Annotated in this window: 11 protein-coding genes; 7 read left to right on the forward strand and 4 right to left on the reverse strand. The window is 34.5% G+C overall.

The genetic code is table 11. The features are described from left to right. Nucleotides 1–26: 26 nt before the first annotated feature. On the reverse strand, nucleotides 27–1,037 hold the full coding sequence (locus CGC58_RS02510; protein ID WP_095894977.1) for a helix-turn-helix transcriptional regulator: 1,011 nt from the start codon (nucleotides 1,035–1,037) through the stop codon (nucleotides 27–29). A gap of 265 nt (nucleotides 1,038–1,302) precedes the next feature. Here CGC58_RS02510 and CGC58_RS02515 point away from each other — a divergent pair, with 265 nt between their 5' ends. Both CGC58_RS02515 and CGC58_RS02520 read left to right on the forward strand, forming a co-directional pair. Further along, a complete protein-coding gene (locus CGC58_RS02515; protein ID WP_095894978.1) occupies nucleotides 1,303–2,049 on the forward strand; it encodes an electron transfer flavoprotein subunit beta/FixA family protein in 747 nt (248 codons plus the stop codon). Between the two features lie 60 nt (nucleotides 2,050–2,109). Next, nucleotides 2,110–3,069: an electron transfer flavoprotein subunit alpha/FixB family protein gene (locus tag CGC58_RS02520; RefSeq protein WP_095894979.1), complete on the forward strand. Its 960-nt coding sequence runs from the start codon at nucleotides 2,110–2,112 to the stop codon at nucleotides 3,067–3,069. Between the two features lie 75 nt (nucleotides 3,070–3,144). On the opposite strand, the gene hemC is transcribed toward CGC58_RS02520, so the two are convergent. Together hemC and hemA are read right to left on the reverse strand one after the other, a co-directional pair. After that, nucleotides 3,145–4,059: a hydroxymethylbilane synthase gene (hemC, locus tag CGC58_RS02525; protein WP_095894980.1), complete on the reverse strand. Its 915-nt coding sequence runs from the start codon at nucleotides 4,057–4,059 to the stop codon at nucleotides 3,145–3,147. An 11-nt stretch (nucleotides 4,060–4,070) separates the two neighbouring features. After that, the gene (gene hemA, locus CGC58_RS02530; protein ID WP_095894981.1) at nucleotides 4,071–5,324 is read right to left on the reverse strand and encodes a glutamyl-tRNA reductase; all 1,254 of its coding nucleotides are present in this window, start codon (nucleotides 5,322–5,324) and stop codon (nucleotides 4,071–4,073) included. Between the two features lie 192 nt (nucleotides 5,325–5,516). Here hemA and CGC58_RS02535 point away from each other — a divergent pair, with 192 nt between their 5' ends. Then, on the forward strand, nucleotides 5,517–6,422 hold the full coding sequence (locus CGC58_RS02535; protein WP_095894982.1) for an AraC family transcriptional regulator: 906 nt from the start codon (nucleotides 5,517–5,519) through the stop codon (nucleotides 6,420–6,422). Between the two features lie 88 nt (nucleotides 6,423–6,510). Here CGC58_RS02535 and CGC58_RS02540 read toward each other — a convergent pair whose 3' ends face one another. Continuing rightward, nucleotides 6,511–7,707 carry an aspartate aminotransferase family protein gene (locus CGC58_RS02540; RefSeq protein WP_095894983.1) on the reverse strand — a complete coding sequence of 399 codons (1,197 nt, stop codon included), beginning with the start codon at nucleotides 7,705–7,707 and terminating at the stop codon, nucleotides 6,511–6,513. A gap of 205 nt (nucleotides 7,708–7,912) precedes the next feature. On the opposite strand from CGC58_RS02540, the gene CGC58_RS02545 reads away from it, so the two are divergent. The 4 genes from CGC58_RS02545 to CGC58_RS02560 all read left to right on the forward strand — a co-directional run bounded on the left by CGC58_RS02545 (nucleotide 7,913) and on the right by CGC58_RS02560 (nucleotide 12,891). After that, nucleotides 7,913–8,365: an energy transducer TonB gene (locus tag CGC58_RS02545; RefSeq protein ID WP_157909179.1), complete on the forward strand. Its 453-nt coding sequence runs from the start codon at nucleotides 7,913–7,915 to the stop codon at nucleotides 8,363–8,365. Between the two features lie 15 nt (nucleotides 8,366–8,380). Next, nucleotides 8,381–9,553 carry a peroxiredoxin family protein gene (locus tag CGC58_RS02550; RefSeq protein WP_095894985.1) on the forward strand — a complete coding sequence of 391 codons (1,173 nt, stop codon included), beginning with the start codon at nucleotides 8,381–8,383 and terminating at the stop codon, nucleotides 9,551–9,553. 70 nt (nucleotides 9,554–9,623) lie between these two features. Beyond that, nucleotides 9,624–11,069, forward strand: a complete 1,446-nt coding sequence (locus tag CGC58_RS02555) for an SWIM zinc finger family protein (protein WP_095897077.1) — start codon at nucleotides 9,624–9,626, stop codon at nucleotides 11,067–11,069. A gap of 16 nt (nucleotides 11,070–11,085) precedes the next feature. After that, the gene (locus CGC58_RS02560) at nucleotides 11,086–12,891 is read left to right on the forward strand and encodes a HEAT repeat domain-containing protein (RefSeq protein WP_095894986.1); all 1,806 of its coding nucleotides are present in this window, start codon (nucleotides 11,086–11,088) and stop codon (nucleotides 12,889–12,891) included. Nucleotides 12,892–12,900: the final 9 nt, after the last annotated feature.

Raw genomic sequence — 12,900 nt, forward strand, 5'->3', positions numbered from 1 at the left:
TAATTGTATGGGATTTTTTTGTAAAATTATTGATTTTCAGAGGAATAATTTTCAATTGCTCTTTTCAAAATAGAAAGAATTTTTCGGCGAAATCTACGAGGACTAATTACTTCTATCGAACTTCCAAATCCTAAAAATAAACGTTCCAATTCAAAATTATGACGAACTTTAATCTTGAAAATCGTTCCGTTTTCTTTTTCTTCCAAAATAACTTGCGAATGATGAAAAGGCTTGGTTTTGACGTAATTCGCATTAATTCTATCAACAAAAAACACGATTTCTTCTATGGGATTTCCTTCCGAAACAGTTACACCTACAACGTCCTTGAAATATTCATCAGCGTTTATATTTTTATTAACATACGGAATATCAATAATTTGCAAACCTTCTATTCGGTCTAAAGCTAATGTAAGTAACGTTGTTTTATGATAACACACCACAAACCAACGATTGTTAAACTCTTTCAGAAATTGCGGATGCACTTCCAAAATGTTAGTTTGCCGAGCTTTAAAAGACTTATAATGAACTTCTAACGCTTTTTTCTGCTGTATGGCTTTATAAATGGGGTCGATGTATTCCAATCCTCGTAAAAATTCGTTTTTATCCAAATGAATTATTGTAGAATTTTGACTATCTTTCCCAAAAACAGAATCTTCCAAACGATGAATAATTCCATTCATATCCTTGAAAAAGGAAAAATCTTTGAATTCTTTTAACAATTGTATGGCGTCTCCCATCAATTTAATATCATTCTGTGATATTGGCGTATTTTTAATGCTATAATCGGGGTCGGAATACCTATAGTACTTATTTTCAAACACTTCAATCGGAGCGTTATATCCCATTTTATCGCTTCTCATATTTTGAATATCCAACTGAATTGTGCGTTTGCTTACCATATCATCTTTGCCTTCATATTCGTAAAGGGCATCGGAACAAGCATCAATCAAATCCTCCAAAGTCCAACGTCTTCCGGTATTTCGCAAACACGCATCAATGGTTTTGTATCGAATAAGTGCATTTTTATTGGTAGCCATAATTCACTGATTTTAAAATAGAAAACTTCTGTATCTTATATTTTTTTATCTTCTTAAAACTCAAATATCATCAAAAATATTTTAAATAATTTGGTAAATATCACTTTACTTCTCTCCCACAAAGAACGTAAAAAGCGGATAAATACACAAATCAATTCCAAAAAATTTCAGCCATAAATACAACTTGAGAACTGTTTTCTTACCGAAAATATTTGTATAATATCTATTTTTTTTTGACCTTTGTCATATTTTAATTTTAAAGATTATGAAGATATTAGTATGTATAAGTAGCGTTCCTGACACTACTTCAAAAATAAATTTCACGGATGAAAATCGTAAATTCGATTCCAATGGCGTTCAATTCATTATCAACCCTAACGATGAATACGGGCTTACTAAAGCTATTATTCTTAAAGAAAAACTTGGAGCTTCCATCACTTTAATTAATGTTGGAACTGCCGAAACAGAACCCACTTTGCGAAAAGCTTTTGCCCTTGGTGCTGATGATATTGTACGCATCAATGCTGTTGCTTCTGACGGATTTTTTGTAGCTTCACAAATTGCTAAAATTGCAAAAGAAGGAAGTTACGACCTGATTATCACGGGAAAAGAATCTATCGACTACAACGGCGGAATGGTAGGCGGAATGGTTGCAGCCATTTTAGATTATCCTTTTGTGAACAAATGCACAAGTTTGGAAATTGATGGAAATTCCGTATCTGCTGAACGTGAAATTGATGGCGGAAAAGAGAAAATTTCTGCAAAACTTCCTGTTGTTATCGCCGGACAAAAAGGTTTGGTACACGAAAAAGATTTGCGTATTCCAAATATGAGAAATCTTATGGCTGCCCGAACCAAACAAATCATGGTTGTAGAGGCTGAAAATTCAGAAAACAAAACGGAAACTGTTGGTTTTGAAAAACTTCCGGCTAAGCAACCTGTAAAAATGATTTCTTCTGACAATTTGGATGAACTAATCAATCTTTTGCATAACGAGGCAAAGGTAATATAACAATCAAACCACTGATTTACTGAATATTAAAATCAAAAAATCATTTAAAAAAATACGAAAATGTCAATATTAATATATGCCGATTCCGAAAATGGAAAATTGAAAAAATCTGCTTTTGAGGTAGCTTCTTACGCGAAAGCCATCGCAGATAAGCAAAGTACATCTGTCACTGCTGTTGTAATAAACACTGACTACGTTACTTCTTTAGGAAACTACGGAGTGAATAAAGTAATACGCATCAAAGATGAAAAATTAAATCACTTTTCACCGAAATCGTATTCATCTGTATTAAAGCAAGTTGCAGAAAAAGAAAATAGCCAAATCATTATCTTGAGTTCTTCTTCCAATTCAAAAGCAATAGCTCCGTTTGTGGCTATTGCATTGCAGGCTGGCTGTGTTTCAAATGTAATTTCACTTCCTGAAGATAGTGATAATTTCAATGTTAAAAGCAATATTTTCTCAAACAAAGCCATCAGCACAACAAAAATCACCACGGCTAAAAAAGTAATCAGCTTGGCTGGAAATGCTTACGGATTGAAAGAGAATCCTGCAAACGTTTCTGTGGAAGATTTTTTTCCCTCATTGGCAGAAAATGATTTCGACATTACGGTAAACAGCACTGAAAAAAACAGTGGAAAAGTTTCTTTAGATGATGCTTCTATCGTTGTTTCAGGCGGAAGAGGATTAAAGGGACCTGAAAACTGGGGAATGATTGAGGAACTGGCTGAAGTTCTGGGAGCTGCAACCGCTTGCTCAAAACCCGTTGCCGATATGGATTGGCGTCCTCACGAAGAACACGTAGGGCAAACAGGAAAGCCAATTGCAACCAATTTGTATATTGCTATCGGAATTTCAGGAGCTATACAACACTTGGCTGGCGTAAATGCTTCAAAAGTGAAAGTTGTTATCAACACCGACGAAAACGCTCCTTTTTTCAAGGCTGCCGATTATGGCATTGTTGGTGATGCTTTTGAAGTAGTTCCAAAATTGATTGAAAAATTAAAAGCTTTTAAAGAATAAAAAACATATTTCAAAAAACAAAAAACTCGCAAAATAAATTGCGAGTTTTTTTATTAAACTTTACAAATTCTGTAATTACGAACTTCTGTTGATAAGTTGTTGCATTATTTCTTTTCCTCCAGAATTAAGAACTTTTTCAGCACATCTTTTTCCGAAATTTTCAAAATCTTTCTCATCTGTTCTTTCACAAACGTACACTTTTTCTCTTCCGTCCAAAGAAAATAAAGCTCCCTCAAAAAGAATTTCTCCTTCTTTAATTTGAGCAAACGCACCGATTGGGGCTGTACATCCTCCCTCTAAAGTCTTTAAAAATTCACGTTCTATATGCGTGCAAATATCTGTATGTAAATCATTTAATTTTGAAACCGCTTCACAAGAAAAAGTATCTTCCTCATTTACAACCACAACCATCGCCCCTTGTGCCGGAGCAGGAATCATCCAATCCAAAGTAATGTAATTTTCAGGTTTTTTGTTAATTCTTTCCAATCCTGCAGCTGCAAAAACAGCTCCGTCCCAATCATTTTCTTGCAATTTTTGCAAACGCGTGTTCACATTTCCTCGCAAATTTTCAACTTTATGACTAGGGAATTTGTGCAACCATTGTGCCTTTCTGCGTAAACTTCCGGTGGCGATAGTAGCTTCTGTTTGCAGGAAATCTAAATTGTTTTTATACACCAAAATATCGTGTACATTAGCTCTTTTCAAAACGGCTTTTTGCACAATTCCCTTTGGTAATGAAGTTGGTACATCTTTCATACTATGTACGGCAATATCCACTTTTCCTGTTATCATCGCCACATCCAGAGTTTTGGTAAAAATGCCTGTAATTCCCATTTCGTACAAAGGCTTGTCCAGCACCAAATCACCATCTGATTTTACAGAAATTATTTCTGTTTGGTAGCCTAATTCTTCCAATTTGCTTTTAACAGTATGAGCCTGCCAAAGGGCAAGCTCACTATCACGAGTTCCAATACGGATTATTTTTGTCATTTTATTATTTTTTATCCTTCAACTACTTCTAACTGAAATACTTGTTGCATCCAATTGATACTTTCTTCCGATGCTTGTGAATCTTTTAAATGATTTACAAAATGTGTAGTTATTTTTTGAATAATTCGGCTGCTAATTATTTCAGCTTGCTGTTCATTGAAATCTTGAATTTTTTTACGTTGAAAATCCAACTCTGCTAATTTCAAGCTTTCCAATTTTGATTTCAAAGCCTGAATAGTTGGTGCAAACTTCCTACTATCAAGCCATTGGAAAAATTCAGCCTTTACCTCCTCAATAATATTCAGGGCATCAGGTACGGCTTCTTTTCTGCGTTCAAGGGCTTCATCCGTAAGTTTTGAAAGAGCATCCATATGAATTAGAGTTACTCCCGAAATTTCCTGAACGTCTTCATTTACGTTTTTCGGAATGGACAAATCCAAAATAAGTATTTCCTTATTTTCAGGAATAAGTTCCTTATAAACAGTAGGTTGAGGTGCCCCCGTAGCAACTACAAGCACATCCGTTTTTTCAATTTCCGACTTTAAATCGTCATAATTTTTTACAACCAAATCAAATTTTCCCGCTACTTGCTCGGCTTTCTCTCTGGTTCTATTAATAAGTGTAATATGCTTATTTTGAGTATGTTTAATCAAATTTTCACAAGTGTTACGCCCGATTTTACCTACTCCAAAGAGCAATATATTTTTGTTTGAAACGTCAGGAACATTCTTTAAAATGTACTGTACCGCAGCGAAAGAAACCGAAGCGGCACCGGAAGAAAGCATTGTTTCGTTTTTGATTCGTTTACTGGCATTAATTACGCAGTTAAGAAGACGCTCCAAGAAAGAATTAGCCAATCCCTTTTCTCTTGAAAGTGAGAAACTTTGCTTTATTTGACCTATAATTTCAAAATCACCTAATATTTGGCTATCCAACCCTGTTCCTACTTGAAACAAATGTTGCACTGCATCCCGATTTTTGAACACAAAGCCTACATTTTGAAAATCATTAACCGAACCATTTGAAAATTCGCAAAGTAACTGAATCAATTGAAAAGGATGCTCGGCGTATCCGTACAACTCAGTACGATTACACGTTGAGATAACCAAAAGTTCCTCAATGTTCTCGCTTTTTGCCTTATCCAACAAAAGTCCCTTATTTTCAGCAGATAAGCTAAACAAACCTCGCATCGAAGCGTCAGCCTTTTTATAGCTTAGCCCAATGCAATAGAAACTTTTATTTTTAGAAACACTGTACTGATTCATAACTATTTCTTCCGTTTTCAATGGCAAAAATAATGAGTTACTGAAAATAAAAATAACGCTGGAGGAACTTTTTTTGTCGCCTTATGTTTGTCTTTCATTTTTTTGTTTTATATTTGCACATATCTTCATAATTATCAGAAGAATACATAAAATAACTACAGTGAAATATAGAATAAATCTAAATAAATTTATATGGAAAATTTGAAGCTTCTATTTTCAAAAAATACCGCAGAAAGTACCTCAGATGTACTTATCATTGACAAGGATATTATCTTCATCAAAACGGAAAATGATACTCACGAAAATATTGAATTTAAAAAAGAAATTAATCAGAATTTTATTCAAATTCACTTCAATATCAAAGGATTATCTCATTTTTTGTTCAATGAAGGGCATTACAAAATTCCGCTTAACAACGAACGGATGTTACTGCTTTACAATCCGCAGAAAGTACTTCCGTTACACCAAGTTACGGCTCCGAAATCACAAATTATCTCACTTTTGATTTCAATTCATAAATTTCATTCTTTATTTTCAAGTGAAGCCGGATACATTGATTTTTTAAGTTTGGAAAACAAAGACAAAAAATATTACAATGAAGACAGTATTTCGCCTGCGATGATGGTGGTTTTGCATCAAATGTTGCACGCAAATTTTCAGAGAAATCTGCAACCTCTTTATATGAAAGCAAAAGTTTATGAATTGCTGGCTTTGTATTTCAATCGCTCCAATGAGGCTGATATTGAACAATGTCCGTTTTTGGCAGACGAGGAAAGTATTTCAAAAATTCATCGGGCTAAGGAAATCATTATCAATCATATGGCTGAACCGCCAAGCCTGCAAGAATTAGCCAACGAAATAGGATTGAATATCAAAAAACTAAAAGAAGGCTTCAAACAAATTTATGGCGATTCGGTTTATGCTTTTTTGTTTGATTACAAAATGGAAGTCGCTCGAAAAATGTTAGAGAGTAAAGAACTAAATATCAATGAAGTAAGTATAAAGGTAGGATACAGTACTCCAAGTCATTTCATTGCCGCTTTCAAAAAGAAGTACGGAATCACTCCGAAAAAATATTTGATGAAAACCGAAAGATAATTTTAAGAAATAAATTCTTTCACAAAAACAAAAGATTGAAGTTATTTTTATGTATTAACTTCAATCTTTTTCATTATTAATCAATTATTTACGAGTTTTTCTGCTGCCAATCGTTCAGAGCCTCGATAATAATATCACAACCTTCTTTTATTTCTTCTTCGCTTAGAGTTAATGGCGGAGAAAGCCGAACGGCACGCGTTTCAAACAATAACCAATACACAATCAAGCCTTTATCTTGAGAATAAAGCACCACGTGATTGGCAATTTCTGCTGATTTCACAATAACAGCCAACATTAATCCTTTCCCGTTAATACTCTCAATAAGTGGATGTTGCAAATATTTTCGGAATAATTTTTCTTTCTCTAACGTTTGCTTCATCAAATCGGTGGACAAAAGTTCTTGCAAAGTTGCCAATGATGCCGCCGCAATTACCGGATTTCCGCCAAAAGTGGTAATATGCCCCAATTTTGGAGAGTGAGAAAGCAATTTCATCAGTTTGTGAGACGAAACAAAAGCCCCAACCGGCATTCCGCTTGCCATTCCTTTTCCTATTGCGATTATATCCGGAACAAAGCCATAATTCTGAAAACCAAATAGTTTCCCTGTTCTTCCGAATCCGGGCTGAATTTCATCAATGATAAGCAACGCACCCACTTCTTCGCAACGTTTTTTAACCTTCAGAAGATAATCATTTTGTGGTTCAATAAATCCTGCACCGCCTTGAATACTTTCTAAAACCACACCCGCCGTACGATGCGTAATTTTCTGTATATCAGCTTCATTATTAAATTCGATAAAATCCACATCAGGAATAAGCGGACGGAAAGGCTGTTTGCGTTCTTCATATCCCATCAAGCTCATTGAGCCTTGTGTATTACCGTGATAGGCGTTTTTCGCTGCTATCATTTGCGTGCGTCCGGTGGCTCGTTTTGCCAATTTTACCGAACCTTCAATAGCTTCCGTTCCGGAATTTACCAAATAGGTAGTATCCAGATTTTCAGGAAGATACTCTGCCAACAATTTGCAGAAATCCACTGCGGGTTTTTGAACATATTCTCCATAAACCATCACGTGCATATAGGTTTCTGCCTGATTTTGAATAGCTTTTACAACTTTAGGATGGCAATGCCCGAGCGTGCACGCCGAAACTCCCGCTACAAAATCGAGATATTTTTTGCCGTCCGTAGTGTAGATGTAACTGCCTTTTGCGTGAGAAACTTCCAATAACATTGGAGAGGGCGATGTTTGAGCCTGATATTTTAAAAAATCGCTTTTTTGTGTCATAGATTTTCGTTTTTCAAAGAGCAAAATTAATTTATTAATGAAAGACATACAAATTAGAACTGATTTTTTTTAGTCTTTTGTCATTTGTAACACCGAAAAATTATTTAGTTGAAATTTTCATCTTCTTTTTTATTAATTTTATAAAAAAATATTAACTTTGCTCAAACAGAGAAACCATTTATTTCACAATTAATACGATATGTTTATGAAAAATCTTTTGTTCATCATTGCATTATCAATTATCTCATTTCAAGATTTTTACGCTCAAGAAACATCTGATTTAGCATCGAAAGAAAAAGAAGAAAAAGTTTACGATGAAACAAGACCTTTGGATAGCTTTGTTCTATTTACTTCTTGTGAAAATGTCTCAAGAAAAGAACAAGAGCAATGCTTCAAAAGAAATCTGGACAGAATTGTTGAAACTCATTTCAAATATCCTGAAGAAGCTGCTAAGTCAAAAATTCAAGGGCGTGTGAATGTAACTTTTCGTATCAACACGGATGGAAGCATTACCATTCTTGACATTTATACTCGTCACAAAGAGTTTGAATATGAGGCTCGTCGGATTTTCTCTTTTATTCCTAAATTAATTCCTGCAAGGCAAGATGGAAAAAAAGTGCCTTTGACCTTTACATATCCCATTATTTTCAAGCTGTAATTTAATATACCACATATGAAAAATTATTTTTTGCTGATTATCATTATCTTATTAAGCTTTGGAACTTTTGCTCAAAACAAAAATTCTTTTGTATTGAAAGGAGAAATTGAAAATCTTCAAAAGGGAGATACTCTATTGGTTCGCCCTTGGACGATATCTGAATTTGAAAAAGTTAAAAATCAAACATTTATAGCAAATCAAGATAATTCATTTTCACTTATAATTCCCACCAAACACTCACAGTACTATCAATTAACTCATTCCAATTCAAAAAACAGTAACGAACGTAATACATTTGTCTTTTTCGCAAAGCCAGGAGAAACTATTTCTTTGACAAAGAAAAAGGATACTCATTCTTCAATAAAAGGAGGGGTTTACGACATTCCTCTGTATGCTCGATTTGCTAATCTTTTCTTCTTGAAGGAATACGAAGAAAGTAACTTTTCAAGGAAAATAAAAGAAGCAATCAAAAATAATGATGATGAAACCGCCAATAGGTTATACGAAGAATACAGCAAATTACAAAATGATTTTACCTATCACAACTTGATGGATTCCATTGCTAAAAACGTTAAAGATAGTGAGTTTGCCGTACTTATGTATTTAACAACCAGTTATTCTTGGGATTACCAGCAAGGGAATGCACATCACCAGCAGCTACACCCCAAAGTAAAATCTTCGTACTACGGAAAGCTTTTTGCACAGATTCTAAAAAAAGAACAAAAAGTGAGTGTTAGCGTACAAGCTCCAAAATTTACACTAACTTCCTCAACTGGGAAAAAAGTTTCTCTTTCGGACTACAAAGGGAAATATCTGCTTATGTACTATTGGACTCCACTGTGCGGAGCTTGCATATCCACACGTCCTGAAATAGATTCAATCTATGAAAAATATGCTAAACAATTAGATGTACTTTCTATCACGCCATCACCAAAAGAAACACATTTAGAACAGCAAGCCCATTTGTTTGAAACAGAAGGTATGAAAGAAAAATATCTTGACCCACCTTTTAACAAACCTTGGAATTTGGTTTTTACTTCTGATGAAAAAAACAAAAAAGCACTTGAAGTTTATCGATTACAAGCGTTTCCAACACTTACACTGATTTCACCTGAAGGAAAAATTCTTTTCAAGACATACACAGACACTCAGGGACTTGAACGCGTATTGGCTGAGCATCTATTGTAACTATTTTTACCAGAATTCAATATTTCTAACTAAATTCATAAATAACAAACACTATCGTAATTCGACATACATTATGGAAATTACACAGAAAAAAATAGAAGAACTCGCTCCTAATGCGGAAGCAGCTAAAAAAGGACGCGATTTAGCAAAAAAGAACAAATTTGCCAACCTGAAAATTTCAGCAGAAAAAAACTTAATTTGGGGAGAATGTGCCGGAAGCGGAAAAAATCCGTATTATTGTTCGGCAGATTATGTTGATGCGAACAATCCCGTATTTCGCTGCAATTGCCCCAGTAGGCAATTTCCTTGCAAACACGCCATCGGGTTGCTTTATTGTTATGAATTGGACGATAAAGCCTTTATCACAGCCGATGTTCCTGAGGATATCCTATCGAAACGGGAAAAAATAGAGAAAAAACAAGAAAAGAAAGCCCAAGAGAAAGAATCTGTCAAAGAAAAAGCCGAAAAACCAAAGAAAATCAATAAGGCTTCCTTTGTAAAAAAGATAGACACGCAACTCACTGGCATTGAGCTGGGGCAAAAAATACTGAAAGACATTGTACACACGGGGCTTTCCTCTGTCGATGCCAAACTGCAACGTACCTTGCAATCACAAATAAAAGAACTTGGTAATTATTATATTGGGGGAATTCAATCTGGATTTAATAACTTGCTTTTGGAATTGGAAAACGTTACTAATGAGGAATATACCAATGTAGTAAATCAGATAAATTACCTATCTGCTTTACTGAAAAAAGCCACCGATTACCTCAACCAACGCAAAGAAAACCCCGAAGGAAACCCCGAGTTGGATTCTGCCATAGAAGAACAAATTGGCTACGTTTGGAAATTAATTGAGTTAATGCAATACGGATTGTACGAAGAAAATGCGGAATTGGTACAACTTTCATTCAACAGTTATGACAATGAGGCAAGGCGAGAGTATGTTGATGAAGGCATTTGGCTAAATCTGAAAACGGGAAAGATATACAAAACAAAGAATTATCGTCCGTACCGTGCCACAAAATACATAAAAGAAGATAATAGCCATTTTGACATATTGCAAATCAAGGATTTATACATTTATCCTGGCGACCAAAATCCGCGTATTCGTTGGGAAAATGGCAACTTTACAGAAAGAAAAATTACCAAAACAGACCTTAGCAATATCATATCATTTTCAGCTAAAAACTATGCAGAAATGATTAAATCTGTGAAAAATACAATCAAAAATCCTTTGATGGACAAAAATCCCGTGGTATTGATTTCCATTGATAAAGCCTATCTAAACGGAGAAAATTTGGTGGTAGAAGATAAAAATGGTAACAAGCTCACACTCAAAGATATTGAAAACCAACAAATATCCTCAACCACCAGCCTGAGAACCATTTTACCTTCAAATACGGAAGGTTTTGCTTTAACGGTTATGATGAATAATGATGTGCAAAATGGGCTACTTTCAGCACAACCAATGTCGCTGATAACAAATGATAAAATCATCCGATTGCTATACTAAATCTAAAAACGAAATAATGGAAATATTATATAATTTACAACAAGAAATCAATCGATTATTTATCGCAGGAAGCAAATTCGCCAAAGGAGACCCTCGTTTGCAAAAACATATCCCGACACTCAATAAATTAGGCGAAAAAGCTCCTGTTTTTGCCAAATTAGCGAAAGATATTGAAGAACTGATTCAAACAGATAGCCAACAATCAGCAGAAAAACTGATGGGAATTTCAACCCTTTTATATTCAGTGTTATATACTCAAGGACAGACCGTTGAGGCTGATGTTACACAAAGAGAACAAGTGCCAAACGTTCCGCTTTCGCAAGTAAATACTGAATTTTCTTATTTGCAACTAAAACCTGTAATTCAGGCTTTAACTACAAGTAATTCAGGTCGTTTGGAGATTCTGACAGATGCCTTTGAACGCAAAATTTTCAAAGATTCACGCACTTTTCCTTATTTGAATATCGCTCTGGCGGACAAGTATTCTGACTTATGTGATTACATCGAAAGGGCAGTTATTTCACTGATGGTAGGAAAAGCAATTGTACCTTTTTTGGTGGAAGGATTCAAATATGAAGATAAAACTGAAAACGTGCGTCGTTTGCGATTGCTAAGCCGTTTTGAATACAGCGAACTTCCAACAATAATCGAAAAGATTTTTCAGGAAACTTTGCCAAATCTGCAAGCCGAAGCCATTAGCATCTTGAGTAATGACGCTAAAAATGAGGAATTTATAATAAATCTGACAAGTGATAAAAGCAAAACCGTCAGAGGAGCTGCTTACCGTGCATTGGCAAAAATAGGAACGCATTCAAGTTTAGAAAAATTGTACAATTTGTACGCCAACAGTAAGAATAAAACCAATCAAACACTTCTGGCGGAAGCTCTTTCTATCGGAAAAATTCCGTTTTTCTTCAAACAAACTTACAATTTGGTGCTAATTCACTTTGAAGAATTACTAAATATAGACAAATCCGACCAAAAAGCACTTAATAATGCTATGGATAGGTTCTGTACCGATATGGAACTATTCAAAAATAAGGATTATCCTGAGGTTTATGACTTTTTTGAGCGAATTTTTACCGATAAAACCTATGCGGAATTCATCAAAAAAGCAAAACTCCATCATTATGACGATACAATACACTCAAAAATCACCGAAGCTCTTAACACATTTGACAAGCATCGTGTAGTTAATTTCTATGAACGAAATGTTGATAATCTTCCATCAAAAAATTGGTATTATTCGGCGTGGTATAATTACTTTAGCAAAGCTGTGAATTTCTATCCGAAAGAAAAGATTTTTGATATTTTCAGTCCGCAATTTGAAAAGAGTATTTCAATGAGTAACTTCTACGGGCTTTTAACAAATAATAAAAATTTCCACTACAACGAGTTGGAAATTTATAGCGACAAAATAGACCCGAGATGGATAGAATTTTTTTCAAATTACATTAAAAATGGCAAAAAATGGGATTATTCACACCTCCAAGCTCTTTTTATCGTTAATAAAATGGAGTCTGATAAAGAAAAAGTGCGTGATTTGATTGAAATTGTACTCCTAAAAGTGCCACACGATGTGCGAATCCCATTGTATGAAGTCATAATGGAACAAAATTTCAAAGATAAATTCAAAATGATTTATGATTCCATTGAAAAAGTGCCAAAAAATACTTACGTTTACGCTTTTTCCAGAATAAAAGATGTTGGTTTTTGGACGCAATTCCCGAGAGAATACGCTGAGAAATTCAGGAATTTGTACGAGAAAACAAAAATGGAAGTGTATAACGAAATTGCAGAAGAAATTGAAAGTCAAAAATAAATAATAAAA

Source organism: Capnocytophaga stomatis, assembly GCF_002302635.1.
Classification (GTDB): domain Bacteria; phylum Bacteroidota; class Bacteroidia; order Flavobacteriales; family Flavobacteriaceae; genus Capnocytophaga; species Capnocytophaga stomatis.